21 protein-coding genes are annotated in these 24,498 nt (G+C 74.2%); 9 read left to right on the top strand and 12 right to left on the bottom strand.

Annotated features, from left to right (window positions below; all coding sequences use genetic code 11):
• Window positions 1-18: 18 nt before the first annotated feature.
• Entirely contained in the window at window positions 19-894 is an 876-nt protein-coding gene (locus tag ACWDXC_RS09410; RefSeq protein ID WP_449979959.1) for an ROK family protein, read from the bottom strand.
• A gap of 67 nt (window positions 895-961) precedes the next feature.
• Between ACWDXC_RS09410 and ACWDXC_RS09415 the strand changes: the two genes are divergently transcribed.
• From ACWDXC_RS09415 to ACWDXC_RS09435, 5 genes are all read left to right on the top strand, one after another.
• Window positions 962-1,768 carry a GNAT family N-acetyltransferase gene (locus ACWDXC_RS09415; RefSeq protein ID WP_364168812.1) on the top strand — a complete coding sequence of 269 codons (807 nt, stop codon included), beginning with the start codon at window positions 962-964 and terminating at the stop codon, window positions 1,766-1,768.
• A gap of 61 nt (window positions 1,769-1,829) precedes the next feature.
• On the top strand, window positions 1,830-2,846 hold the full coding sequence (locus ACWDXC_RS09420) for a phosphotransferase family protein (protein WP_449979962.1): 1,017 nt from the start codon (window positions 1,830-1,832) through the stop codon (window positions 2,844-2,846).
• Between the two features lie 103 nt (window positions 2,847-2,949).
• The gene (locus tag ACWDXC_RS09425; RefSeq protein ID WP_357590763.1) at window positions 2,950-3,159 is read left to right on the top strand and encodes a hypothetical protein; all 210 of its coding nucleotides are present in this window, start codon (window positions 2,950-2,952) and stop codon (window positions 3,157-3,159) included.
• Window positions 3,160-3,283: 124 nt separating this feature from the next.
• Entirely contained in the window at window positions 3,284-4,135 is an 852-nt protein-coding gene (locus tag ACWDXC_RS09430) for a helix-turn-helix domain-containing protein (RefSeq protein ID WP_449979965.1), read from the top strand.
• 69 nt (window positions 4,136-4,204) lie between these two features.
• Window positions 4,205-4,471, top strand: coding sequence for a hypothetical protein (locus ACWDXC_RS09435; protein WP_219507468.1), 267 nt, complete (start codon window positions 4,205-4,207; stop codon window positions 4,469-4,471).
• A gap of 58 nt (window positions 4,472-4,529) precedes the next feature.
• On the opposite strand, the gene ACWDXC_RS09440 is transcribed toward ACWDXC_RS09435, so the two are convergent.
• The 6 genes from ACWDXC_RS09440 to ACWDXC_RS09465 form a co-directional block, all read right to left on the bottom strand.
• Entirely contained in the window at window positions 4,530-5,216 is a 687-nt protein-coding gene (locus tag ACWDXC_RS09440) for an SRPBCC family protein (protein ID WP_449979967.1), read from the bottom strand.
• Complete coding sequence (locus ACWDXC_RS09445) at window positions 5,209-5,790, bottom strand: ArsR/SmtB family transcription factor (protein WP_449979970.1); 582 nt, start codon at window positions 5,788-5,790, stop codon at window positions 5,209-5,211. Before ACWDXC_RS09445 ends, ACWDXC_RS09440 begins: the two co-directional genes overlap by 8 nt.
• A 58-nt stretch (window positions 5,791-5,848) precedes the next feature.
• Window positions 5,849-7,216 (bottom strand): sensor histidine kinase, encoded by a 1,368-nt coding sequence (locus ACWDXC_RS09450; protein WP_449979973.1) that lies wholly within the window; start codon window positions 7,214-7,216, stop codon window positions 5,849-5,851.
• Entirely contained in the window at window positions 7,213-7,908 is a 696-nt protein-coding gene (locus ACWDXC_RS09455; RefSeq protein WP_364168824.1) for a response regulator transcription factor, read from the bottom strand. The genes ACWDXC_RS09450 and ACWDXC_RS09455 overlap by 4 nt, the downstream gene beginning before the upstream one ends.
• Window positions 7,909-8,198: 290 nt before the next feature.
• Window positions 8,199-9,701 (bottom strand): phytoene desaturase family protein, encoded by a 1,503-nt coding sequence (locus ACWDXC_RS09460; protein WP_449979977.1) that lies wholly within the window; start codon window positions 9,699-9,701, stop codon window positions 8,199-8,201.
• A 576-nt stretch (window positions 9,702-10,277) separates the two neighbouring features.
• Complete coding sequence (locus ACWDXC_RS09465; protein ID WP_219511747.1) at window positions 10,278-11,168, bottom strand: LysR family transcriptional regulator; 891 nt, start codon at window positions 11,166-11,168, stop codon at window positions 10,278-10,280.
• Between the two features lie 316 nt (window positions 11,169-11,484).
• On the opposite strand from ACWDXC_RS09465, the gene ACWDXC_RS09470 reads away from it, so the two are divergent.
• The 4 genes from ACWDXC_RS09470 to ACWDXC_RS09485 all read left to right on the top strand — a co-directional run bounded on the left by ACWDXC_RS09470 (window position 11,485) and on the right by ACWDXC_RS09485 (window position 17,034).
• Window positions 11,485-12,582, top strand: a complete 1,098-nt coding sequence (locus ACWDXC_RS09470; RefSeq protein ID WP_449979980.1) for a YeiH family protein — start codon at window positions 11,485-11,487, stop codon at window positions 12,580-12,582.
• Window positions 12,583-12,701: 119 nt separating this feature from the next.
• Window positions 12,702-13,628 (top strand): pseudouridine-5'-phosphate glycosidase, encoded by a 927-nt coding sequence (locus ACWDXC_RS09475; protein WP_449979982.1) that lies wholly within the window; start codon window positions 12,702-12,704, stop codon window positions 13,626-13,628.
• Entirely contained in the window at window positions 13,613-14,554 is a 942-nt protein-coding gene (locus ACWDXC_RS09480) for a carbohydrate kinase family protein (RefSeq protein ID WP_449979985.1), read from the top strand. Before ACWDXC_RS09475 ends, ACWDXC_RS09480 begins: the two co-directional genes overlap by 16 nt.
• Window positions 14,555-14,625: 71 nt before the next feature.
• The gene (locus tag ACWDXC_RS09485; protein ID WP_449979988.1) at window positions 14,626-17,034 is read left to right on the top strand and encodes a hypothetical protein; all 2,409 of its coding nucleotides are present in this window, start codon (window positions 14,626-14,628) and stop codon (window positions 17,032-17,034) included.
• A 21-nt stretch (window positions 17,035-17,055) separates the two neighbouring features.
• Here the strand turns inward: ACWDXC_RS09485 and ACWDXC_RS09490 are convergent, their stop codons facing one another.
• Genes ACWDXC_RS09490 through ACWDXC_RS09510 form a run of 5 tightly spaced genes read right to left on the bottom strand, consistent with a single transcriptional unit; the run spans window position 17,056 to window position 24,496 of the window.
• Window positions 17,056-19,941 (bottom strand): helix-turn-helix transcriptional regulator, encoded by a 2,886-nt coding sequence (locus tag ACWDXC_RS09490; protein WP_449979990.1) that lies wholly within the window; start codon window positions 19,939-19,941, stop codon window positions 17,056-17,058.
• A 57-nt stretch (window positions 19,942-19,998) separates the two neighbouring features.
• Window positions 19,999-20,433: a GNAT family N-acetyltransferase gene (locus tag ACWDXC_RS09495; RefSeq protein ID WP_219511737.1), complete on the bottom strand. Its 435-nt coding sequence runs from the start codon at window positions 20,431-20,433 to the stop codon at window positions 19,999-20,001.
• 57 nt (window positions 20,434-20,490) lie between these two features.
• Window positions 20,491-21,627 carry an acyl-CoA dehydrogenase family protein gene (locus ACWDXC_RS09500; RefSeq protein WP_219511735.1) on the bottom strand — a complete coding sequence of 379 codons (1,137 nt, stop codon included), beginning with the start codon at window positions 21,625-21,627 and terminating at the stop codon, window positions 20,491-20,493.
• A 2-nt stretch (window positions 21,628-21,629) separates the two neighbouring features.
• The gene (locus ACWDXC_RS09505) at window positions 21,630-22,541 is read right to left on the bottom strand and encodes a hydroxymethylglutaryl-CoA lyase (protein ID WP_449979994.1); all 912 of its coding nucleotides are present in this window, start codon (window positions 22,539-22,541) and stop codon (window positions 21,630-21,632) included.
• Window positions 22,538-24,496: an acetyl/propionyl/methylcrotonyl-CoA carboxylase subunit alpha gene (locus ACWDXC_RS09510; protein WP_449979997.1), complete on the bottom strand. Its 1,959-nt coding sequence runs from the start codon at window positions 24,494-24,496 to the stop codon at window positions 22,538-22,540. Before ACWDXC_RS09510 ends, ACWDXC_RS09505 begins: the two co-directional genes overlap by 4 nt.
• Between the last annotated feature and the right edge of the window lie 2 nt (window positions 24,497-24,498).

Genomic DNA, 24,498 nt, shown 5'->3' on the forward strand with positions numbered 1-24,498 from the left:
GGCTGTTCTTCGGCGCGGTCAGCCGAGTGTGCGGAAGCCGAGCAGGGCCGCGCCGAGGAGCCCCGCGTCCACGCCGAGCGCCGAGGCGCGCACCCGGGGCGGGCGGCGGAAGGTCAGCCGGCCCGCCAGGTGCTCGCGCAGCGGGCCCAGGAGGGCGTCACCGGCGCGCGAGAGGCCGCCGCCGATGACGATCAGCGCCGGGTCCAGCAGCAGCGTGCAGGTGGCCAGGGCGGTGGCCAGAGCCGCCACGGCGTCGTCCCAGACCTCGGCCGCCACGGGGTCGCCCTCGGCCGCGCGGCGCACCACGTCGGCCGCCGACGACTCGCCGCACCGGGCGGCGATGGCCGACGCCGACGCGTACAGGGTCAGGCAGCCGCGCTGGCCGCACGCGCAGGACGGGCCGGCGGGGCGTACCGGGATGTGCCCGAGCTGCCCGGCCCAGCCGGACGCGCCGCCGTACAGGGAGCCGTTCAGCACCAGCGCGCCGGCGATGCCGGTGCCGATCGGCACGTACAGCACGTGGCCGGGCGTCCGCTCGGTGACGCCGTAGGCCAGCTCGGCGTCCCCGGCGGAGCGGACGTCGTGGCCCAGGGCGAGCGGCAGGTCCAGGGTGGTGAAGGCGCCCGCCGGGACGTCGCGCCAGCCGATCGCGGCCGAGTAGACGGCGTGGGTGGGCGTGACGAGGCCGGGCACGGCCAGGCCGACGGCCTCGGGCGCGGCCCCCGGGCGGGCGGCGAGGTCGGCGATGAGGGCGGAGACGGCGGCGACGACGCGGTCCGGGCCATCGGCGCGCGGGGTGGGACGGCGCTCGTGGTGGAGGATTGTGCCGTCACGAGCGACAAGCCCACCTTTGATGGTGGTGCCGCCGACATCTACCGCTATAACGCATTGCATCCCTCCATGGTCGCGGTGACGGAAAACACTTTGAGCCGCCGGGGTGCCGTACAGGAGGATGGCGGCCATGCACGTACGCCGTCTGACCCTCGACGACCTGGACGCCTGCGGCCGGCTGGCCAAGGACCGGGGCTGGCTGCCCGAGCGGCACAAGTGGACACTGCTGTTCGAGGTCGGCGAGGTCTACGGGATCGACGCGCCCGACGGCGACGGCCTGGCCTCGACCACGATCCTGACCCGCTACGGCGACGACCACGCGGTGATCAGCATGGTGCTGACCGCCTCCCGCTACGGCCGGCAGGGGCTGGCCCGCCGCCTGATGGAGCACGTGATCGCCCAGGCGGGCGACCGGATCGTGTCGCTGCACGCCACCGAGAACGGCCGCCCCCTGTACGAGCGGCTCGGCTTCCGCACGGTCGGGCACGTCGCCAAGCGGACCGGCGTTTTCGGCGGCGAGCACTCCGGCCGGACGCGCCCGGCGACGGAGGCCGACCTGGAGACGATCCTGGCGCTCGACGCCGACGCGTTCGGCACCGACCGGTCGCCGCTGCTGCGCCGGATGTTCACCTTCGGCGAGCGGGTGCGGATCGCCGAGGGCGGCTTCGGGCACTGCTGGCGCAACGACGACAACGTGGTCATCGGCCCCGTCGTGGCGGGGGACGAGGAGACCGCGCGGGCGCTGATCGGCGACCTGGCCCTCGACGTGGGCGGCGAGGTGCGCCTGGACCTCGACCTGGCCAAGGAGGACCTGGCCGGCTGGGCGGCCGAGCACGGCATCGGCGCCCCCTGGCAGGTGTCGCTCATGGTGCGCGGCGGCGACCTGCCGGGTGACCGCGCGCGGCAGTTCCTGCCGTTCATGCAGGCGCTGGGTTGACCGGCGGATCGGCGCTCTCGTAGGGTCGATCACCAGAATATCGTTCTGTCGAAGGGCCGTCATGTCCGCCACCCACATCGACGTCAACGCCGTCGACCTCGCCGGTCTCGGCGCCTGGATGGACGCGCAGGGCCTGCCCGAAGGGCCGATCACCGGCCTGGCGCCGGTGCCCGGCGGCACCCAGAACGTCATGGTCCGCTTCGAGCGCGGCGGCCGCCCGTACATCCTGCGCAGGCCCCCGCAGCACGCCCGCGCCAAGAGCAACGAGGTGCTGCGGCGCGAGGCGCGGGTGCTGGCGGCGCTGCGTGACACGCCCGTGGCGGCGCCCCGGCTGATCGCCGCGCAGACGGCGGAAGAGCCGGTGTTCTACCTGATGGAGCCGGTCGACGGCTTCAACCCGTCGACCGGGCTGCCCGAGCCGCACGCCTCCGACCCGGCGATCCGGCACCGGATGGGCCTGGAGGCCGCCTCGGCGCTGGCCGAGCTCGGGCGCGTCGACCCGGGGGTGCTGCCGGGGTTCGGCCGGCCGGAGGGGTTCCTGGAGCGGCAGGTGCCGCGCTGGATGCGGGAGCTCGACTCCTACGGGGAGCTCGACGGCTACCCGGGGCCGCGGATTCCCGGGCTGGCCGAGACGGCGGCGTGGCTGGAGGCCAACCGGCCCGCGTCGTTCACGCCGGGGATCATGCACGGCGACTATCACTTCGCCAACCTGATGTTCGCCCACGACGGGCCCCGGGTGGCGGCGATCGTCGACTGGGAGATGTGCACGATCGGCGATCCGCTGGTCGACCTCGGCTGGCTGGTGGCGATGTGGCCGCAGGCCGCGGGGCTGGTGCCGGGGCTGGCCTCGCCCCGGGAGATCGTCGACTGCTACGCGGCGCTGTCCGACCGCGACCTGTCGGCGATCGACTGGTACGCGGTGATGGCGTGCTTCAAGCTCGGCATCGTGCTGGAGGGCACCCACGCCCGCGCGTTCGCCGGCAAGGCGCCCAAGGACATCGGCGACCTGCTGCACGCCACCACACTGTCGCTGTTCGAACGGGCCGGGCACATCATGCGCGACTCGATTTCGACATAACCCCCACATAGCCCAATATCCCGATTTTTCCGAAAAAGGATCACAAGTAGGAAGTTGTCCCCTACAATTGCGCGCAATTGCAGTTGTTCGGGGAAGGATCGTCATGCGGATGCGGTTCCTGGGTTCCACGTCGGACGCCGGCGCCTGCCCGACCCTGTACGAGACGGACCGGGGCACCATCGTCATCCAGGGGCTCCAGGTCACCGACGCCGAGGCCCTGGCCGACCTGCGGGACGTGCTCGACGGCGAGACCGCGGTCGAGGTGCCCCGCGAGCTCATCACCGAGATCGCCCGCCGGGTCCTGCCCGCCTGACCCGCTGCTCAGCCCCGCGTGGCCTCGGGACATCGGGAAAGTGACCACCCCACGCGACCGGCTGGTTACGATTGCGTGACTGGGCCTGGCATGATCCACCGGCCCGGGGCTAGCCTCTTGCGTCGTGACGTCGTTTCAACAGGCGCGCGCCGACCTCGGCGGGCAGCTCCGGCAATTGCGTGAGGCGGCCCGCCTCACGGGCAAGGAGCTGGCCGAACGGCTGCGCTGGCAGCCGTCCAAGGTCTCCCGCCTGGAGAACGCCCGGCAGACCCCGTCCGAGGACGACGTCGTGGTGTGGGCGCAGGCGGTGAAGGCGCCACCCGAGGTCACGGACGAGCTGATCGCCCAGGCCATCGCCCTGATGGAACGGCACGACGGGTGGAAGCAGCGCCACCGCAGCGGCCTGGCCGCCCTCCAGGAGGACGTGCGCGACCTGGAGGCGCGCACCAAGCTGTTCCGGGTGTTCGAGCCGGGCATCCTGGCCGGCCTGCTGCAGACCTCCGAGTACGCCCGCCACGTGTTCCGCAAGGTCAGACGCCTCTACAGCGCCGCCGACCAGATCGACGCGGCGGTGCGGGTGCGGATGCAGCGCCAGGAGATCCTCTACGACCGCACGCGCACGTTCAGGTTCGTGGTGCCGGAGGCGGTGCTGCACACCCGGCTGGCCCCGCACGACGTGATGCTCGGCCAGGTCGACCGGCTGCTCGCGGTCAGCTCACTGCCGAACGTGCAGTTCGGCGTGATCCCGTTCACCCAGGAGCTGCCGTCGGCGCCGGTCAACGGCTTCTGGATCTACAACGAGGCCATGGTGGGGGTCGCCACCATGACGAAGGATCTGGTGCTGCGCGATCCCGACGACGTGGCGTTCTACGTTCGCGCCTTCGACGATTACGCGAAAGTCGCGGAGTTCGGCGAAGCCGGGCGGGACACCATCATCCGGATTCTTAACGAATACCGCAAACAATCCCCACATTAATCCTCGCAATTGCTTGCCCTCCTCCTCAAGATCGTGCAATTCTGGCGCGAGACGATGCGGAGGTGACGCATGATGCTTGACACCGCGCTCTGCCTGGAGCAGTTCGCGAGGTTCGCGGGTCGTCACGCCGACCTGTCCGTCCAGAGCCTGTCCCTGGCGAGCGACCCGGCGTTCGTGTGCGTGCGCAACCGTTTCTCCGCCACCCTGGCCGAGAACGTCACCTGCTCCGACGACGGCAGCTTCGTCACGTCGTGGGGCTACCGGCTCGGCACGGCCGACGACGTGGAGGCCGCCGCCGCCCGCCTCGCCTACCTCCTGGCCGCCCTCCCCGCCTGACGGGGAGCGACGGGAACGAAGCCGGAAGTGGCCCCAGGTCCCCTGGGCGGCGCAACGGTCAGGACAGCACCGTCTCCGTCCACCAGTCGTTCCACTGCTTGCTCAGTTCGGCGTGGCGGCTCTCGCCGACCTCGTACAGGCTGAGGACGGCCATGCACGCACCGCTGTCAGGATTGTGGCTCAGGACCAGGAGTCCGTCGTTCCAGCCGTCGACGGTCAGTCCGAGCTGGTGCTGCGAGCGGTAGAAGACCTGGCCGGTCGCGGTCTCGCCCGGGAGCTCCAGCTGATGCCTCTGGCCGGGGGACAGCTCCGCCGTGTCGAGCGCCGTCAGCGGTGAGGTCTTGCCCGTGCCTGACAGGAAGACGGTCCGGCGGGCGTCGGCCGGGTGCCGCTCGAGCATGAACTTGAGCTGGTGCAGGAAGGTGATCCAGCCCTCGGTGATGTCGTCGTAGTACTTGGCCCAGTCGGGATCGTCGCCGGGCGCCGCGCGGGTGAGTGTGACCCGGGTACCGCTCTCGACCGGTTCGAGTTCGACTCGGTCGCCGCCGTTCAGGTTGATCACGCGATCGTCGGCGGCCACGTCGGTGAAGTAGATGAGCTCGATCTCCTCGTCCAGGCTTCCGTCCGGGCCACCGTCGAACTCCCAGCCGTGCCAGTGCCGGATCCTGTCCCTGTCCCGGAACGCGCCCCGGACGGCACTGGGCGGTGCGGCCACAGTGACCTGGATCCGCGGGGTGTCAGTCATCGCTGTCTCCTCCAGTGTGTGGCTTGCGCGGTGCCGGGTGGGCGCCCACGATCAATCGGTACGGGCGGCCGCCGGGAGAGTCGAACGCCTCCACCGTCCGGCGGACGGCCTCGGCCAGGGTGTCGGCGAACCGGTGCAGGTCGCCGGGCTCGGCGAACCGGACCTCGGCCTCGACGGTGAAGGTCAGCAGCCGTTGCCCGGCCTTGTCGGCTTCGGCCTGCATCCGCGCGATCTCGCGCACGGTCCCGGCGGCCACCTCCACCAGGTGCTCGGCCGAGTACTGATCCTGAATGCGATCGAAGGCGCGGCCCATCACCGCGGGATCGACCACCAGCGTGGCGCCGGTGGCCTGCAGCACCCGCTCGGTGAACCCACGCCGCTGCCGCTCCTCGACCAGCTCGACCAGTCCGGCCTTCTCCAGTGCTTTCAGGTGGTAGTTCACCCGCTGCCGGGGCAGGTCGAGTTCCTCGGCCAACCGGCTCGCCGACGACGGCTCGCGCAGCAGCTCAAGCAGCCGCCGCCGGATCGGCGACAGCGCCATCCGGACCTGGTCGGGCTCCTCGAGGTATCTCATGGCCGACAGTCTGCCAATTGACAGAAAAAACTGTCAATTGGGTCCTTCCTCGCTGCCGTCAGCTCGGGGTGGCGCGGCCCGGCAGTTCGAGGGTCGCGATCACGCCGCCGTCCGGCGCGTTCCCGAGCCGTACCTCTCCGCCCACCTCGGCGACGGCCTGCGCGACGATCGCCAGGCCCAGCCCCGAGCCCGGCAGCGAGCGAGCCGACGGCGAGCGCCAGAACCGCTCGAACACGTGCGGCAGCTCCTCCTCCGCGATGCCCGGCCCCCGGTCCCGCACGGTCAGCACGCCGTCGCGCAGCACGACCTCCACCCGGCCGCCGGGACTGAACTTGGCGGCGTTGTCGATGAGGTTGAGCACGGCACGTTCCAACGACGCGGCGCCGCCGACCACGTACCAGGGGCTCAGGTCGGTGCTGACCTCGGCGCCGCGCAGCCTGGCCCGCCCGGCGGCTGCCGTGACGACGTCGTGCAGCGGCAGCTCGGCGTGCGGCTCGTGGTCGGTGTCGCCCCTGGCGAGCTGCAGCAGGTCGCCCACCAGCGTGGACAGCTCGGCGAACTGCGCCTTGACGTTGACCAGCAGCCGCTCCTTGGCGCCCGGGTCGAGGCTGCGGCCCGTCTGCTCGCTGCGCAGCAGCAGGTCGATGTTGGTGCGCAGGGTGGTGAGCGGCGTGCGCAGCTCGTGCCCGGCGTCGGCGACGAGCTGCCGCTGGCGGTCGCGCGACCCGGCCAGCGCGGCGGTCATCGCGTTGAACGACGCGCTCAGCCGGGCGATCTCGTCGCTGCCGTCGATCGGGATGCGGGTGTCGAGGTCCTCGGTCTGCGCGATGTGCTCGACCGCCCTGGTCAGGCGGCCCACCGGGCGCAGCGCGGCGCGCGAGACGAGCAGCCCCGCCGTGGCGGCGACGAGCACGCCGAGCGCGGCCACGGCCGCCAGCAGGATCGACACGCTGCGCAGCGTGCTCTGCAGCTCGTGGGTGGGGCGGGCGATGACGAACGCGGCGTCGCGGTCGACGTTCCTGACCAGCACGCGCAGCGGGGTGCCGTCGTCGGCGTAGCCGTCGTAGACGAGCTCCTGGCCGTGGTTGCCGCCGGCGACCTCCTCCTCCCGGCGGGTGACCTTGATCGCGGTGTTGCCCATGACGCAGCGGGTGCCGTCGGGGAAGACGATCTGCATCGGCTCGGGGAACGGCGGGTACTTGCCGTAGCCGGTCGCGCTCACCGGCTCGGCGGAGCACTCGCGGGTCGCCTTCTGCATGCGTTCGAAGGGGACGCGCTCGCCGGTCTCCCGCAGCGACTGGTTGAGCTGCCACGACAGCTCCCTGCGGACGAAGTACCAGGTGCCGACGGCCGAGACGCCCACCGCGATCGCCACCGCCGCGGCCACCAGGAGCGTCAGGCGGGCGCGCAGGCTGCGCTTTCTCACGAGGAGCCTCTGAGCACGTAGCCGACGCCGCGCACGGTGTGGATCACCCGGGGCTCGCCGCCGGCCTCGGTCTTGCGCCGCAGGTACATCACGTACACGTCGAGCGAGTTGGACGTCGGCTCGAAGTCGAACCCCCACACCTCGGCCAGGATCTGGTCCCGCGTCAGCACCTGGCGGGGGTGGGCCAGGAACAGCTCCATCAGCAGGTACTCGGTCCTGGTGAGGTCCAGCCGCCGCGCGCCCCGCGTCACCTCGCGGGTCGCCGGGTCCATGCGCAGGTCGCCGAAGGCCAGCGTCTGCTCGGGCTCGCCCGCGCTCAGCGCGCCGCGCCGCAGCAGCGCCCGCACCCGGGCCAGCAGCTCGTCCAGCTCGAACGGCTTGACCAGGTAGTCGTCGGCGCCCGCGTCCAGCCCCGACACCCGGTCGCCGACGGCGTCGCGGGCGGTCAGCATGAGCACCGGGACGTGGTTGCCGGTCCCGCGCAGCCGGCGGCAGGCGGTCAGCCCGTCGAGCCGCGGCATCATCACGTCGAGCAGCACCGCGTCGTACGGCTGCCGGGCCAGCTCCTCCAGCGCCGCCTGCCCGTCGTCGGCGGTGACGACCCGGTAGCCCTCGAACTCCAGGCTCGACTGCAGCGCCTCGCGCAACGCGGGCTCGTCGTCCACCACCAGCAACCGTGCGGGCTCACTCATGCCACCACGCTAGAGGAGCAATCTGAGAAGGCGATGAACGCGACCCCCCGCCCGCCCGACCCGTCCGACCACCCCGCCCGGCCCGCCGTCCGGCCCCTGCCCGTCCGGCCCACCCTGTCCGGCCCTGTCCAGTCGTACGGGCGGACGCGGGCGGGCGGACACGGACCGGCGGAGGCGGACCGGCGGACACGGACCGGCGGAGGCGGACCGGCGGAGGCGGACCGGCGGAGGCGGACCGGCGGAGGCGGACCGGCGGAGGCGGACCGGCGGAGGCGGACCGGCGGAGGCGGTCAGCTGAGGAGGGCCATCGCCGCGTTGTGGCCGGGGATGCCGCTGACGCCGCCGCCCCGGCGGGCGCCCGCGCCGCACAGCAGGATCCGCTCGTGCCCGGTCTCGACCCCCCAGCCGCCCTCGTCCCCGTACGGCCAGCTCAGGTCGCGGTGGAAGATGTGGCCGCCGGGCAGCCCGGCCTCGTTCTCCAGGTCCACCGGCGTCTTGGCCTCGACGCACGGCGTGCCGTCGGGGGCGCGCAGGAGGCAGTCCTCGATGGGCTCGGCCAGGACCGTGTTGATCGACGCGAACGTTGCGCGCAGGGCATCCTCCCGGGCCTTGTCTGGATTTTTCCGGAAAAGGCGGGCGGGCATGTGGAGGCCGAACAGCGTCAGCGTCTCCGCCCTCCCCCGCAGCTCCGGCCCGAGGATCGACGGGTCCGTGAGCGAGTGGCAGTACACCTCGGCCGGCGGCAACTCCGGGATCATGCCCGCCGCCGCCTGCGCGTACGCCCGGGCGAGCTGGTCGCGGCCCTCGTTGATGTGGAACGTCCCGCTGAAGGCCGCGACCGGGTCGACCGTCCCGTCCTTGAGCCTGGGCAGCCGGCTGAGCACCATGTTCACCTTGAGCTGGGCGCCCTCCGGCTCCTCGGGCGTCCTGCCGAGCACCTTGTCCAGCACGGCCGGGGGCAGGTTCACCAGGACGTGCCCGCCGGTCACCGTGTGCTCGGCGCCCTCCGTACTGAACGTGACCTCCCCCGACGGCGAGATGCCGACGATCTCGGCGCCCGTCCTGATCTCCGCGCCCGCGCGCCGGGCCACGTCCTCCAGCGCGCCCGAGACCGCGCCCATGCCGCCGACCGGCACGTTCCACTCCCCCGTGCCGTCGCCGATCACGTGATAGAGGAAGCACCGGTTCGCCAGCAGGTCGGTGGCCGGATCGGCGAACGTCCCGATCAGCGCGTCCGTCAGCACCACCCCGCGCACCGTGTCGTCGCCGAACCGCTCGTCCACCGTCTCCCCGATGGGCCGCGCGAACAGCTCACCCCACGCCCGCGCCCCCACCATGCGCTCGACCTCCGCCGCCGTGCGCAACGGCTCCAGCAGCGTGGGCGCGAGCACCTGGGCGGTACGGGCCACCATGCCGTAGAAGTCCTGCCATGCGGTGTGGTCGGCCTCCCCGCCCGTCACCTCCAGGAACGACCGCCTCGTCCGCTCGGCGTCCCCGCCGTCCACGAGCAGCCCGGTGTCCCCCTTGGGGGTGTACGAGGCATACCGGCGCCTGCGCAGCTCCAGGCCGAGACCCAGATCCTTGACGATCTTCGTCGGGAGGAGGCTGACCAGGTACGAGTAGCGCGACAGGCGTACGTCCACGCCCGGGAACGGCCGCGCGGAGATCGCCAGGCCGCCCGCGTGGTCCTGTCGCTCCAGCACCAGCACCCGCCGCCCGGCCCCCGCCAGGTAGGCCGCCGCGACCAGCCCATTGTGACCCCCACCGGCCACAACCACGTCATACGCACCCATCCCGGCACCATATCCCGCACCACCTCCCAGAGACACGCCCTCCCAACCCCTGCCCAGCCCGAGGCGTCTGCCGTGGGAAGGCCACCCCAGCGGCTTGTCCACCCCGGGCACCTGCCGTTGGAAGCCCCCGGTGGGCTGACCGCCCGGACGCGCCGCAACCTCCCACCCGGCGCCCCCGGCGACCAAACCACCCGCGCGCCACCGCCGACCGCCCGGGCGACCCCCGGCGGGCCCCTGCGGCGCCCGTCCCCACGGAGCGGTGGGGCCGCAGCCCGGGCCGAGCCGAGGAGCGGGCTGGTGGGGCCCGGGGCCGGGGGCCGGGGCCGGGGCCGGGACGGGGGCCGGGGCCGAGGGCTGGGGGCCGCCCCTGGCCCCAGCCCCGACCCCCGGGTCCGGTCGGGGCCGACCGGGGCTAGCTGGCCGGGGCCAGGGCGATGCAGGGCAGACCGGTACGCCGAAGGCCGGCCAGCCTGAGCGCCGGGGCCGGGGCCGGGTGCCGGGGGTCGGGGCGGGCGGCCAACGGGTCGGGCGGGAGTGAGTCAGGGGACAGAGGCGGGGGTGGGTGGCCAGGGTGGGTCAGGGGCGGCTGGAGATGGCGAGGAGGGTGGCGGCCGGGTGGGTCAGGGGGCGGCCTTGGCGCCAGACGGCGCGCAGGGTGCGGACGAGGTTGATCCCCGCCAGGGGGACCTCGACGAGGCGGCCGGTGGCGAGCTCGGCCTCGACGGCGTAGCCGCTGAGGACGGCGGGCGCGGCACCGGCCTGGGCGGCGCCCTTGACGGCGGAGTTCGAGCCGAGCTCCAGCCGGGGGCTGGCCTGGCGGAGTTCGCGGAAGGCCCGGTCGAGCGTCTCGCGGGTGCCCGACCCGCGTTCGCGCACGACGAGCGGCGTGCCCGCGAGCTCGGGTCCTCGCAGCGCGGTGCGGCGGCGCGTCCAGGGGTGGCCGGGCGCGACGACGACCACGAGCCGGTCGGTGCCGACGACGCGGCTGGCCAGCCCGTCCGGCACGTTCGGCCCCTCGACGAAGCCGAGCTCGACCTCCTCGCCCAGCACCCGCGCGGCCACGTCGGCGGAGTTGACCACGTCGAGGCCGACGGGCACGCCGGGTTCGCGGTTCTGGAGTTCGCCGAGCCAGCGCGGGACCAGGTACTCGGCGATGGTCATGCTCGCCGCGACCCGCAGGTGCGCCGCCGCCCCGTGCCGGACGGCCTGCGCGGCCCGTACGAGCTCCTGGGCGGCGGACACCAGCTCAGCGGCCCATCCGGCCACCATGCGGCCCTCGGCGGTGAGCGTGGACCCGCGCGGCGTCCGCTCCAGCAGCGGCAGGCCCAGGCGGCGTTCGAGGTGGGCGATGCGCTTGCTCGCGGAGGGTTGGGCGATGCCCGCGGCCTTGGCGGCGCGGCCCAGGCTGCCGAGTTCTCCGACGTCGACCAGCAGTTTCAGCGACGCGAGATCCGGCAGCTCACTCATAGCCCCAGGCTATGACCTCCCACCCAAGCCACGGCTACCGGCGCCCGCCGGCCCGCCGAAGACTGAAACCATGCCGCTCAGCCGCCGTTTCCGCTTCCCCCGCCAGGGCCCGTCCCGTCCCGTCCCCGGCCGCCCGCGAACCGTCCGCCTGCCGTCGCCCGGCGTCCCGTCCTCCTCCCGCGCGCACCGGCAGCCGGAAGGACCGCGTACGAGCTGGTCGCCGGACGGGTCGCGGACGAGGTGGGCATCGGAAGGGTCGCGGACGAGCTGGTCGCCGGACGGGTCGCGGACGAGGTGGGCATCGGAAGGGTGGCGCATGGGCCGGAGGGTCCGGTCGCGCCGGTGGTCCGCGGGGTCGGTGCGGCCGGGCGGTGGGGCGGCCGGCCGGGGCCGGGCGCGGGCCCAGGGGGCGGTCCGGTCGCGTGGGGGCCGCCTGTCCGAGGGGTGGTCGCGGGTCCGCGGGCTGGGCCCGGGGGTGGGGGTCGCGGCGGTGGGGACCGGGGTGGCGATGGGGGTGAACGCGGTGGTGCCGGCGTTCAGCGCGGCCGTCGTCGCGGTGGTGGCGGGGGCGGGGCTGGCCGCGGCGGGCGGGGTGGGCGCCGCGTCGCGGGCGGGGCTGCACTTCGTGTCCCGGCGGGTGCTGCGGGTGGCGATCGTGCTGCTGGGGCTGCAGATCTCGGTGCCGCAGCTGCTGGCGACGGGGTGGCGGGCGATGGCGGTCGTGGTGGTGGCGACGGGCGTGACGTTCGTGCTCACGCCGTTGATCGGCCGCCGCCTGGGCGTGAGCCCGGGTACGTCGCTGCTGGTGGGGACCGGGGTGTCGATCTGCGGGGCGGCGGCGATCGCGGCCATGCGCGACAGCGCGGGGGGCGACGACGACGAGGCGGCGAGCGCGCTGAGCGTGGTGGTGCTGTACGGGAGCGCGGCCATCGTGGTCGTGCCGCTGGTGGCCTCATGGCTGGGGCTGTCGCGGGAGCAGCTCGCGATCTGGACGGGCGCGGCGGTGCACGAGGTGGCGCAGGTCGCCGCGATCGGCGCGGCGACAGGCGTGCTGGCGGTGGCGGTCACGGTCAAGCTCGGCCGGGTGATCCTGCTCGCGCCGCTGGTGGCGCTCGCCGCTCGCCGGTCCGTGCGCTCCGGGCCCCGGGCGGGGAGGAGGCCGCCGGTGGTGCCGTTGTTCGTGGCCGGATTCCTCGCGATGGTGCTGGTGCGGGCCACCGGGGTCGTGCCGGACGACGTGACGCGGAAGCTGCCCTCGGTGACGAATATGCTGATGGCGGCCGCCCTGTTCGGGCTGGGCACCGGGATCGACGTGCGGAGACTGCTCCAGGGCGGGCGGGCCGTGCTGCTGGGCGGGATCGCCACCGCGCTTGTCGGGGGCGTCTCGCTGGCGGGTGTGGCGCTGCTGATCTGATCTCCGAGTGGACGTGCGAGCGGTCCGGCCGTAACGTGCTCAGTTTGGAACAAAGTCTGCAAAAGACGCCGTTCACCCTAGGCACTGCCTGGACCCACCCGAGGAGCAAGAAACCCACCATGCGCGCCACCGCCGACTCCCTTCTCCAGCCTTCCGACGAGGTCGCCCAGGCCCTGGCCGCCGGTGCGCCGGTGGTGGCGCTGGAGTCCACGATCATCTCCCACGGGCTGCCGCAGCCGCGCAACCTGGAGGTCGCCCGGGAGCTGGAGGAGATCGTCCGGTCCGCCGGCGCGGTGCCGGCGACGATCGCGGTGCTCGACGGCGTGGCCAGGATCGGGCTGACCGAGGTGGAGCTGGAGCGCATCGCCACCGAGTCGGGGCTGCGCAAGCTGGGCCAGCGTGACCTGCCGGTGGCGGCGGCGCTCAAGGCGAGCGGCGCGACGACCGTGTCGGCGACGTCGTTCCTGGCGGCGCGGGCCGGCATCCGGGTGTTCGCCACGGGCGGGCTCGGCGGCGTGCACCGCGGCTGGACCGAGGAGCAGGACGAGTCGGCCGACCTCGACACGCTGGCCCGCACCCGCATCACCGTGGTGTGCGCCGGGGTCAAGTCGATCCTGGACGTGCCCGCGACCCTGCAGCGCCTGGAGACGCGCGGCGTGACCGTGGCCGGCTACCGGACGGAGACGTTCCCCGGCTTCTACTTGCACTCGTCGGGCCAGCCCGTGGAGTGGCGGATCGAGTCGCCGGAGGACGCCGCCGCGATCATGCGCGGCCAGGACGCGTTCGGCGGCCAGGAGACCGCGCTCATCGTCGCCAACCCGGTGCCCGTCGCCCAGCAGCTCGACCCGGAGCTGCACGACCGCGTGCTGGCCGAGGCGCTGGCCGCCGCGGAGGCCGGCGGCGTCACGGGTCAGGCGATCACCCCGTTCCTCCTCGGCTACCTCGTGCGCGGCACGTCCGGCGCGTCCCTGGAGGCGAACCTGGCCGCCGTACGCGGCAACACGGCACTGGCGTCACGCATCGCCCTGGCGTGGTCGCGATCGTGAGCCACAAGGGGCTCCTGGTCATCGGCGACGTGGTGACCGACGTGGTGGCGCTGCACGGCGCCCCCGTCATGTCGGCCTCCGAGATCGCCGCCGACATCGTGCTCCGCCCCGGCGGCTCCGGCGCCAACACGGCCGCCTGGGCCGCCACCCTGGGAGCCGACGTGGGCCTGCTGGCCCGCTGCGGCTACGACAGCAGCGAATGGCACATCGCCGAGCTGGCCAAGGCGGGCGTCCGCCCGTACGTCCGGATCGACGCCGACAACCCGACGGCCGTCGTCATCGCCATGGTGGACAAGTCCGGCGAACGTTCCATGCTGACGAACCGGGGCGCGGGCGGCCTGATCTCCGAGGCCGACTGGGACGACTCCCTGCTCGACGGCGTCGGCCGCCTGCACGTGTCGGGCTACCTGCTGTTCAGCGAGCCCGGCCTGGGCCTGGCCCGGCTCGCCATGGCCAAGGCGGCCGCCGCCGGCGTCGCCATCAGCGTCGACCCCGCCTCCACGAACCCGCTGCGCGAGTTCGGCGTCGAACGGTTCCTGCACGAGTCGGCACTGGCCCACCTGATCTTCCCGAACCGTGACGAAGCTCTCCTCCTCAGCGGCGCCGCCACTCCCGAGCGCGCCGCCGAGGTGCTCAGCGAGAGGTACGGGACCGCCGTGGTGAAGCTGGGGTCCCAGGGCGCCATCGTGGCCACGGGCGGGCAGGTCGTCGCCGAGGCGGGCCCGGCCGACACCGAGACGATCGACTCCACCGGCGCTGGCGACGCGTTCGCCGCCGGGTTCCTCGCGGCCACGCTCGACGGCGCGGGCGAAAGGGCCGCTCTGGAGGCGGGATGCCGTGCGGGGGCGGAGTGCGTGGCCCTGGTAGGCGGTCGGCCACGGTACGGTTTGGACGTGAAGCGTCTTTACCCTATTCACACCGATTGATAGCTTGCCGCGTAGGCTGCACCAACAGTCACATGCGCCACGTGGTTCACTGGGGAGGATAAGGTCCGCCGATGGAAGTCGAGTCATCGATCTGCCTGAGCGACCTGGTCCCTGCCCTGCGCTGGAGCCGGCCGCAGCAGGTGGCGGAGGCCCTGGCCGACCCCCGCCTGCCCGCCGCCTGGTGGTCCTCGCAGGCGCTGACCAGAGCCCTGGGCACGGCCGGGCTCGACTGGATCTGTGACCGGCTGGCGCTGCTCGCCTCGTCCCGCTGGGACTACCTGGCGCTGGGCGATCTGCTGCCCGCGCTGACGCTGCACCCCGTCGACCCGGGGCTCTCCGGCTGGCCCGAACCCGCCCGTACGGCCATCGCCGGGCTGGGCGGCTGGCACCGGCTGCGCCGCCTGTCGCCCGCCGACCTGAAGACGCCGTCGGCGACGCCCGAAGCGGTGATGGGCACGGTGTTCCGCGAGGTGCTCGGCCACCTGGCGGCCCAGCCCGAGTCGGCGGCCCGCGCCGTCCAGTCGCCCGAGGTCACCCGCCCGGTCCAGCAGCGCCGCGACGCCACCGGCCCGCAGCCCGTCACCGGCCCGCAGCCGGCCGTCGGCCCGCACCCCGCCACCGGCCCGCAGCCCGCCGTCGGACCCGCGCCGGGAACCCCTGGCGGCTCCGTTCCCAGCGGGCCCGTCCCCGGAGGTCTGGTCCCGGGCAGTCCCGTACCTGGCGGTCCGGTCCCCGGCGGCCCCGTCCCCGGGCCGTACCCGGGACAGCGCCCGTCCGGCCCGCCCCCCGCGCAGACGCCCGCCCCTCTCGCCGCCCAGGGGGAGGCCGCCCCGCAGGAAGGCGCCGCCTACCCGGGCGGCCCGTCCGCGCCGGGCTTCCCGCCCGGAGGCGGCCCCACGGGCACCGGCCCGTTCCCCGCGCCCGCCGCCCCCGGCGCCGTCCCCCCGGGCGCGACCTTCCCGCCCGACGGCGGCTCCTCCGACCGCAACACCGGCTCCTTCCCCGCCACGAGCGGCAACGCACCGACCGGCCCGGGCAGCGGCCCGTTCCCCGCCGTGGGCGGCGACCAGTTCCCGGGCAGCCCCACCAGCGGCCCCTTCCCGGCCGCCGGGCCGACGCAACCGGGCGCGCCCGGGAGCGGGGCGCCGCAGCCGGGCAACCCCGGCCCGCCGCAGGCGGGCGGCTCCGCGCAGCCGGGCACGCCCCTCCCCGGGAGCCCTGGCAGCCCGGCGTTCCCGGGTGGTCCCGGTACGGGGTCCTTCCCCGCCGTGGGGGAGAGCGCTCCCCAGCGCGGCACCGGCTCCTTCCCCGCCGTGAACGAGAACGGCACCCCGCTCCCCCAGCGCCCCACCGCCTCCCGCCCCCCGCAGGGCGCGCCGGCCGCCCCAGGGGCGCCGCGCCCGACCCCGGCGCTCTCCGACACCGACCACGCCATGGTGCGGGTCGTGGACGGCCTGTTCCGCGGCCTCAACAAGCTCGAACTCGCCGTCGCCGTACACCGGCTGTTCGCCGAGGACCCGGTCAGCCTGCGCACGCTGGCGCACAAGATGCTGGTCGAGCGTGAGGTGCTGTCCCAGGCGCAGCGCACCGCCGAGGAGCGGGTGCTGCACTGGCTGCGCTCGTCGGAGTCGGCCCCGGTGACCGGGCACATGTTCCGCCTGACGGAGTGGCTGGGCGCGGCGGCGACACAGGATCAGCTGATCGGCGCCGACCCGGCGCACCCGGTGACGGTGCCGAGCCTGCGCACGCCGCTGTGGCGGGTGCTGGTGACGCTCATGCCCGACCGCAGGCTGCAGGACGGCTGGCTCGTCGTCGGCGACATCCACGGCCTTCAGGCCCGCACCCGTCAGCTCCTGGCGTCGGCCCCGCCGGACGCCGACCCGGTGGAGCTGCTGGCGGAGCTCGGCATCCGCACCCATTCGGCGAAGGCGTGGCTGGACGCGCTGCCGTCGGAGTCGGCCGACCCGGTCGCGGCGGCCTCGGCCCCGGCGCAGCCGCTGCCGCGCCGTACCCCGGGAGCGAACGGCCACCACCATCGCGGCGGCCAGCCCATCCCGCCGGCCCCGGCCGGGTCGATCGACCCGTCGGCGGCCCTGGCGACGCTCTCGGCGCTGTCGGGCGGCCGTTCGCCGGTGCTGCCCGGCGGCGGCCTGGCGGGCGCCCCGTCGACGCCGCCGCCCCCGCTGCCGAGCCCGTCGTCGGACCCGCGCCGCTGGCAGCGCATCGAGGTCACGCCCGAGCACCTGCGCGGCGGCCCGGTGCCGGTCCCGGAGGGCTACGCGGCGCAGCTCGGCATGCGGCCGGGCACGCTGCTGTCGGTCACCGGCCCCGGCGACAACGCCATCGTGCTCGTGTGGCAGGGCCACCAGCCGGTGTTCGACTCGCTCCAGCCGGTGCTCATGCGCCTGAACGCCCGTCCTGGCGACCAGGTGTACGTGACGGTCGACGGCTACAGGCTGGAGGCCCAGCTCACCGGTTGAGCCGGGCGCCCCCGAGCCGCGTCACCTGTCGAACAGGCGCATCGCGTGGGCCTTGGCGGCGGCCTCGCCCCGGGTGGAGGCGCCGAGCTTGCCCAGGATGTTGGAGACGTGCACGCTGACCGTCTTGATCGAGATGAACAGCTCCGCGGCGATCTCCCGGTTGCTGCGTCCGCGCGTGACCTGCTCCAGCACCTCCAGCTCCCGGGCCGTCAGGCCGAGCGGCTGCCCCTGGGGGGCGGCGCCGTCGGCGACGGCCAGCCGGGCGCGGCGGGCGAACGCGTCGAGCTGGTCCAGCAGCGGCATCGCCGCCAGCCCCTCGGCGAGATCACGGGCGCGGGCGAGCCGGGCCGTGGCCTCCTGCCGGTCGCCGAGCGCCTGCGCGGCGTGCGCGGCCCCCAGCGACGCCCTGGCCTCGGCGTAGGGCTGCTTCAGCTCCGCCCAGGCGGACGCGGCGGCCTGCCAGGCGGCCAGGCGCCAGGCGCCGGTGTCCTCGGCGTCATCGCCGGGGGCGGGGCCGGTGAGGGCGAGGAAGGTCTGGCGCTGGGCCCGCTGGAGGCGGCCCTCGACGGCGACCCACCCGGCGGTCGAGCGCAGCTCGGGCAGGAACGGGCCGCCGAGCTGGGCGAGCGTGAGGAGCAGGTGCCAGGAGTAGCGGGAGTCGTCCATCAGGTCGTGCTCGCGCAGCGCCCGCGCGGCGGCCTCGCGTGCCTCGTCGAGGCGGCCCCGGGCCTCCAGCAGCTCGATCTCGCGGCAGGCGTGCGGCAGCACCGACTGGGACCGGAACGCGCCGCGCGAGAACACCTTGCGGGAGGAGGCCATCAGCGCCTCGGCCCGGTCGGTCTGCCCCCGGGCCAGCGCGATGTCGGCGGCCAGGCCCTGGAGGCTGGCCTGGTGCGGGGCTGGCGGCAGCAGGGCGAGGGCGTGCTCGATGACTTCGAGCGCCTCGTCCCAGCGGCCGAGCGAGAACAGCGGCTCGGCCAGGTTGATCGCCTGGAAGGTGCCGGAGGAGCGCGCCATGCCGTACTGCTCGGCGATCGCGATGCCCTCGCGGGCCACCTGGACGGCCTGCTCGTGGCGGCCGGCGCCCTCCAGCGCGTCGGACTCGGAGATGGTGCCGCGCAGGACCGCGAAGTACGCGCCGGCCCGGTCGGCGATGCGCCGCGCCTCGGCGAACCCGGCGATGGGGCCCTCGGCGTCGGTGTAGCGGCACTGGGCCCAGGTGAGGTCGATGAGCGCGTGGGCGTGGGTGGAGTCGTCGCCCACCTGGCGGGCGATCTCGATGGCCTGGCGGGCGGTCGAGATCTTCTCCTCCAGCTGGTCGGGCCTGGTCAGCATGCGGGACAGCGTCTCCAGCACCTGGCCGCGCAGCCTGGTGGGCGGGTCGGCGGGCACCAGCCCGGCGGCCTCGCGCAGGTCGTCGACGTAGCCGGGGCGGCTCAGGCTGAAACGAATGAGCCCGCGGTGGCGCAGCAGCCGGGCGGCGGTGTCGGGCTCGGCCTGCCGGTCGGTCTCCTCCAGCGCGGCCGAGGCCAGGGCGGCGCCGCGCTCGAACTCGCCGGCCTGGTAGGCGGCGACGGAGGTGAGGCGGAGCACCTCGGCGTGCGGGGCGCCGATGCGCTCGGCGGCGTCGGGCACCCGGTCCCACAGCTCCAGCACGCGCGACAGCATGCGGAGCTGCTCGTCGAAGGCGGTGGCGGTGCGGGCGGCGGCGGCCGCTCCCCAGGCGCTGATGAGGGCCCAGGTGCTGTCGCGGGCGGCGTGCCAGTGGTGGGCGAGCTCGATGGCGCCGCGCGGCGCGGGCAGCATGGACAGGTCGCGGCTGATCGCCTCGGCGTAGCGGGTGTGCAGGCGGATGTGCTCGCCGGGCAGCAGGTCGTCGTGCAGGGCCTCGCGGATGAGCGCGTGGCGGAAGGCGTAGCCCTCGCCGTCGACAACGAGGACGTTGCCGGCGACGGCGGGCCGCAGCGCGCCCGAGAGCGCGGTCTCGTCGAGGCCGGCGACGGCGGCGAGCAGGTCGTGCTCGATGCGCTGGCCGCCCGCGCTGGCCACGCGCAGCAGCTCCTGGGTCTCGTCGGGCAGCCGTTCGACGCTGGCCAGGAGCAGGTCGCGCAGCGACTCGGGGAGCGTGTCGCCGCCGGGGTCGCCGAGCAGCGCCTCGACGAACAGCGGGTTGCCCTCGCTGCGGCTGTAGATCATGTCCATGTCGGCGGGCGACGGGCGGCGCTCCAGGATGCCGGCGGCCTGCTCCAGGACCTCCCTGCGGGTGAGCCTGCCGAGCTCCAGCCGGGTCACCCAGCCGACGCGGGCCAGCTCGGCGAGCAGCGGGCGGAGCGGGTGGGCGCGGTGCAGCTCGTCGGAGCGGTAGGTGACGACGATGAGCAGGCGGGCCTCGCCGCGCTGGTAGCGCACCAGGAAGGAGAGCAGGTCGCGGGTGGAGCGGTCGGCCCAGTGGGCGTCCTCGACGACGAGCACGACCGGGCGGTCCTCGGCCAGGCGCTCCAGCAGCCCGAGCACCTGCTCGAACAGCCGGGCGCGGGCCTCGCGGCCTTCGGGGCCCGGCTGGCCGAACTCGGGCAGCAGGCGGGCCAGCCCGCGCGTGTCACCGCCGGGGACGAGGGCGGCGACCTCGTCGCGGCCCAGCCGGCGGACCAGGTCGCGCAGGACGGCGGTGAAGGGGGCGAACGGCAGGCCCTCGGTGCCCAGTTCCATGCATCCGCCGATGAAGGTCAGGGCGTCGCCGGCCGAGGCGGTGAACTCGCCGACCAGCCGCGTCTTGCCGACCCCCGCCTCGCCGCCGACGAGCACGGTGCAGGCCCCGCCGGCGCGTGCCTCGTCGAGCGCGCCGCGTAGCGCGGCCAGCTCGCGGGCACGCCCGACGAACTGGGGGCTCACGGTGTGGATGCTCACACCCCAAGCATGCCATCCCGCTATGACAGCTTTACCTCAAGGACCTTGGGTTTCACGTCATTTGAGCACCTTGCGGTAGAAGGTGGCGGAAGCTTCGTAGCCGAGCGCGTGGTAGAACTCCGGCGCCCGCCTGGTCGCCATCGCCACGTAACGGGCCTGGCGGGACCTGGCCCACGTCTCGAACTCCTCCAGCAGCGACCGCCCGATGCCCTGCCTGCGGCTCCCGCTGCGCACCATCGCCTCCTCCACCCAGGCGACGGGCCCGTTGGCGAACAGCGTCAGGTGCACGTACCCCAGCAGGTAGCCGTGCACCCGCCCGTCGACGACGGCCGCCAGCACCATCGTGTCGTCGTCGCGCAGCAGCGCGGGCAGCGCGCGGTCGAAGGCGTCGCGCTCGGGCCGGAACGTCAGCCCGAACTCCCGCGCGAGCGCGAACACCTCGTCCGCGTCCGCCTCCTCGACTCTCCGGATGAGAAGATCGTCAGCCGTCATGCCGTGTGACCCTAGATCCTGCTCGACGCCCCGTCCAATCCCCACGTCAGCGCCGTCTCACAGGTCGCCGAGGCCGAGCTGCCTGGCGATGAGCATCCGCTGGACCTCGCTGGTGCCCTCGCCGATCTCCAGGATCTTGGCGTCGCGGTAGAAGCGGCCGACGGGGAACTCGTTCATGAACCCGTAGCCGCCGAAGATCTGCGTGGCGTCGCGGGAGTTGTCCATGGCGGCGTTGGAGGAGACGAGCTTGGCGATCGCCGCCTCCTTCTTGAACGGCACCCCGGCCAGCATCTTCTCGGCCGCGTGGTAGTAGGCCAGGCGGGCGGTGTGGGCCCGGGCCTCCATGTCGGCGATCTTGAACTGGATGGCCTGGTAGTGGCCGATCGGGTGGCCGAACGCGCGCCGTTCGCGCACGTACTTCAGGCACTCGTCCACGCACCCCTGCGCGAGGCCGACGCTGAGCGCGGCGATGGCGACGCGGCCCTCGTCGAGCGTCTGCAGGAACTGGGCGTAGCCCCGGCCGCGCTCGCCGAGCAGGTTGGCGGCGGGCACCCGGCAGTCGGAGAAGGACAGCTCGCGGGTGTCGGAGGCGTTCCAGCCGACCTTGGAGTACTTCTTGGAGACGGTGAAGCCGGGGGTGCCGCTCGGCACGAGGATCGTGGAGATCTCCCGCTCGCCGGTGATGGCGGCCACGCCGACGACGCCGGTGATGTCGGTGCCGGAGTTGGTGATGAACGCCTTCGTCCCGTTGATCACCCATTCGTCGCCGTCGAGCACGGCGGTGGTGCGCATGCCGCCGGCCACGTCGGAGCCGCCGCCCGGCTCGGTCAGGCCGAACGCGCCCAGCATCTCGCCCGAGGCGAGCTTCGGCAGCCAGCGCTCGCGCTGCTCCGGGCTGCCGAACCGGTAGATCGGCATCGCGCCCAGCGACACGGCCGCCTCCAGCGTGATCGACACGCTGGAGTCGACCCTGGCCAGCTCCTCCAGCGCCAGGCAGAGCGCGAAGTAGTCGCCGCCCATGCCGCCGTGCTCCTCCGGGATCGGCAGCCCGAACAGCCCCATCGCGCCCATCTGACGGACGATCTCGTACGGGAACTCCTCCCGCTCGTAGTAGTCGCCGATCACCGGGGCGACGACGTCGCGCGCGAACGCCTCGACGGTCTTGCGCAGCTCTTCGTGTTCAGGGGTCAGCATGGTCAGCCTTTCGAGAGGGCCTGGACGACGCGCGACGGGCTGGGCCGGCCCAGCCGCTGGGCCAGCCAGGTGCTGGTGGAGACGAGTTTGTCCAGGTCGAGGCCGGTTTCGATGCTGAGCCCGCGCAGCATCCAGACCAGGTCCTCGGTGGCGAGGTTGCCGGTGGCGGACTCGGCGTAGGGGCAGCCGCCGATGCCGCCGGTGGAGGCGTCGACGGTCGTGACGCCGGCCCGCAGGGCGGCCAGCGTGTTGCCCAGCGCCTGGCCGTAGGTGTCGTGGAAGTGCACGGCGAGCCGGTCCGGGGAGCCGAACGCCTCGATGAGCGCGGCGACGTGGCCGGGGGTGCCGACGCCGATCGTGTCGCCGAGCGAGAGCTGGTAGCAGCCGAGTCCGAGCAGCCGCTCGCCGACGGCGACCACCTGGCTGACGGGCGTCGGGCCCTCCCACGGATCGCCGAAGCACATCGAGACGTAGGCGCGCACCCGCACGCCGTTCTCGACGGCGGTGGCGACGACCGGCTCGAACATCTCGAACTGGCTCTCCAGGCCGCGGTTGAGGTTCTTGGCCGCGAACGTCTCGGTGGCGCTGGCGAACACGGCGATCTCCTCGACGCCGTGGGCGAGCGCCCGTTCCAGGCCGCGCTCGTTGGGGACCAGCACCGGGTAGCGGACGCCGGGCCTGCGGCGCAGCTTGCCGAGCAGTTCCTCGGCGTCGGCGAGCTGCGGCACCCAGCGGGGGTGCACGAAGCTGGTCGTCTCGATGACCTTGTGCCCGGCGTCGGCGAGGCGGTCCACGAACTCGGCCTTGATCTCGACGGGCACGATCGCCGACTCGTTCTGCAGCCCGTCGCGCGGGCCGACCTCGTACACGGTGACCTGCCTCGGCAGGCCCTCGATCGGGTAGGCGGGGCTCATCGCTCCTCCTCCTCGGCGACCACGGCCAGGACGGCGTCCATGTCGACCGGCTGTCCCGCGCGCACGGGCAGCTCGGCGACGACGCCGTCGCGGGGCGCGGTGACGGTGTGCTCCATCTTCATCGCCTCCACGATCAGCAGCGGCTGGCCCTCGGCGACCCGTTCGCCGGGCTGCGCCTTGACCACCAGGACGGTGCCCGGCATGGGGCTGCGGACCACGCCGTCGCCCGCCAGGGCGGCTCCGGGCCGGTCGCCGGGGTCGCCGACGCGGTGCCGGGTCAGCGCCCAGGCGGCGCCGTCGCGGCCGAGCCAGAGCGTGTCGCCGTCGCGGGCCTGCTCGTAGCGGGTGGTCCGGCCGCCGGCGGTCACCTCCAGGCCGGAGCCGTCGGCGCGGAGGACCGCGTGCTGGGCCGGGCCGTCGTCGCCGGTGCGGACGTGCGCGGACTCGTGCGGCAGCCCGCTGACCCGGACGGTGTGGACGCCGTCACGCGCCTCGACGCGCCAGGTGGTCCACGCGGGCTCGCCGACCCGCCAGCCGTCGGCGACGTCCCACGGGTCGGCGCCGCGCGGCCGGTCGTGGAAGGCCAGCGCCGCCGCGACCGCCACCTCGGAGGGCGTGGGGGCGTCGAGGTCCAGCTCGGGCAGGGCGCGTTCGACGAGGCCGGTGTCGAGGTCGCCGTCGCGTACGGCGCGGTGGGCGAGCAGCGACCGCAGGAAGGGCACGTTCGTGGTGACGCCGAGCACGACGGTGCCGGCCAGCGCCCGGTCCAGGCTCCGCAGCGCCTGCTCCCGGTCCGGGGCCCAGGCGATGACCTTGGCGAGCATCGGGTCGAACTCGGTGCCGACGACGCCGCCCTCGCTGATGCCGGAGTCGACGCGTACGGACACCCCCTCGGGGGTGCGCAGGGCGAGGATCCGGCCGCCGGTGGGCAGGAAGCCGCGCGCCGGGTCCTCGGCGTACAGGCGGGCCTCGACCGCGTGGCCCTGGAGGCGCACGTCGTCCTGCGTGAGCGGGAGCGGCTGGCCGGCGGCGGCGCGGAGCTGCAGCTCGACCAGGTCGAGCCCGGTCACCATCTCGGTGACGGGGTGTTCGACCTGGAGGCGGGTGTTCATCTCCATGAAGTGGTAGTCGCCGGTGGTGCCGTCGACGATGAACTCGACGGTGCCGGCGCCGGTGTAGGAGACGGCGCGGGCGGCCTCGACGGCGGCGGCGCCCATGCGGGCGCGCAGGCCGGGGCCGACGAAGGGGGACGGCGACTCCTCGATGATCTTCTGGTGGCGCCGTTGCAGGCTGCACTCGCGCTCGCCGAGGTGGACGACGCCGCCGTGGGCGTCGGCGAAGACCTGGATCTCGATGTGGCGCGGGTTGGCCACGTACCGCTCGATGAGCAGCGTGCCGTCGCCGAAGGCGGCGGTGGCCGTGCGGCGGGCCGACTCCAGGGCGTCGGGCAGCTCGGCGGCCGAGCGGACCAGGACCATGCCCTTGCCGCCGCCGCCGGCCGACGGCTTGATGAGCGCCGGGAAGTGCGGCCAGTCCAGGAGGGAGTCGTGCGGCTCCGCGGCGCCGGGGACGACGGGGACTCCGGCGGCCGACACGGTGGCCTTGGCGCGGATCTTGTCGCCCATCGCCTCGATGGCCTCCGGCGGCGGGCCGACGAAGACGATCCCGGCCGAGGCGCACAGGCGGGCGAAGGCGGCGTTCTCGGCGAGGAAGCCGTAGCCGGGGTGGACGGCCTCGGCGCCGGTGGCGCGGGCGACCTCCACGATCGCCTCCATGTCCAGATATTTCGGGACCTGGTGGGCTATGTCGGCGGCGTGGACGTGCGGGGCGTCCCGGTCCGAGGCGGTGTGCACCGCGACGGAGCCGATGCCGAGCTTCCGGAGGGTGCGGATGATCCGTAGCGCGATCTCCCCCCGGTTCGCGACGAGCACGCGAGAGAACAGCGAGTCAGCCATGA

Source organism: Nonomuraea sp. NPDC003214 (genome assembly GCF_053590035.1).

Coding starts and splice junctions, on each gene's coding strand:
- ACWDXC_RS09425 (WP_357590763.1), top strand. CDS start 2,950: ATGCGGATGCGGTTCCTGGGTTCCACGTCGGACGCCGGCGCCTGCCCG.
- ACWDXC_RS09420 (WP_449979962.1), top strand. CDS start 1,830: ATGTCCGCCACCCACATCGACGTCAACGCCGTCGACCTCGCCGGTCTC.
- ACWDXC_RS09435 (WP_219507468.1), top strand. CDS start 4,205: ATGATGCTTGACACCGCGCTCTGCCTGGAGCAGTTCGCGAGGTTCGCG.
- ACWDXC_RS09510 (WP_449979997.1), bottom strand. CDS start 24,496: ATGGCTGACTCGCTGTTCTCTCGCGTGCTCGTCGCGAACCGGGGGGAG.
- ACWDXC_RS09475 (WP_449979982.1), top strand. CDS start 12,702: ATGCGCGCCACCGCCGACTCCCTTCTCCAGCCTTCCGACGAGGTCGCC.
- ACWDXC_RS09505 (WP_449979994.1), bottom strand. CDS start 22,541: ATGAGCCCCGCCTACCCGATCGAGGGCCTGCCGAGGCAGGTCACCGTG.
- ACWDXC_RS09415 (WP_364168812.1), top strand. CDS start 962: ATGCACGTACGCCGTCTGACCCTCGACGACCTGGACGCCTGCGGCCGG.
- ACWDXC_RS09455 (WP_364168824.1), bottom strand. CDS start 7,908: ATGAGTGAGCCCGCACGGTTGCTGGTGGTGGACGACGAGCCCGCGTTG.
- ACWDXC_RS09460 (WP_449979977.1), bottom strand. CDS start 9,701: ATGGGTGCGTATGACGTGGTTGTGGCCGGTGGGGGTCACAATGGGCTG.
- ACWDXC_RS09465 (WP_219511747.1), bottom strand. CDS start 11,168: ATGAGTGAGCTGCCGGATCTCGCGTCGCTGAAACTGCTGGTCGACGTC.
- ACWDXC_RS09470 (WP_449979980.1), top strand. CDS start 11,485: ATGGGCCGGAGGGTCCGGTCGCGCCGGTGGTCCGCGGGGTCGGTGCGG.
- ACWDXC_RS09500 (WP_219511735.1), bottom strand. CDS start 21,627: ATGCTGACCCCTGAACACGAAGAGCTGCGCAAGACCGTCGAGGCGTTC.
- ACWDXC_RS09485 (WP_449979988.1), top strand. CDS start 14,626: ATGGAAGTCGAGTCATCGATCTGCCTGAGCGACCTGGTCCCTGCCCTG.
- ACWDXC_RS09410 (WP_449979959.1), bottom strand. CDS start 894: ATGCAATGCGTTATAGCGGTAGATGTCGGCGGCACCACCATCAAAGGT.
- ACWDXC_RS09495 (WP_219511737.1), bottom strand. CDS start 20,433: ATGACGGCTGACGATCTTCTCATCCGGAGAGTCGAGGAGGCGGACGCG.
- ACWDXC_RS09440 (WP_449979967.1), bottom strand. CDS start 5,216: ATGACTGACACCCCGCGGATCCAGGTCACTGTGGCCGCACCGCCCAGT.
- ACWDXC_RS09445 (WP_449979970.1), bottom strand. CDS start 5,790: ATGAGATACCTCGAGGAGCCCGACCAGGTCCGGATGGCGCTGTCGCCG.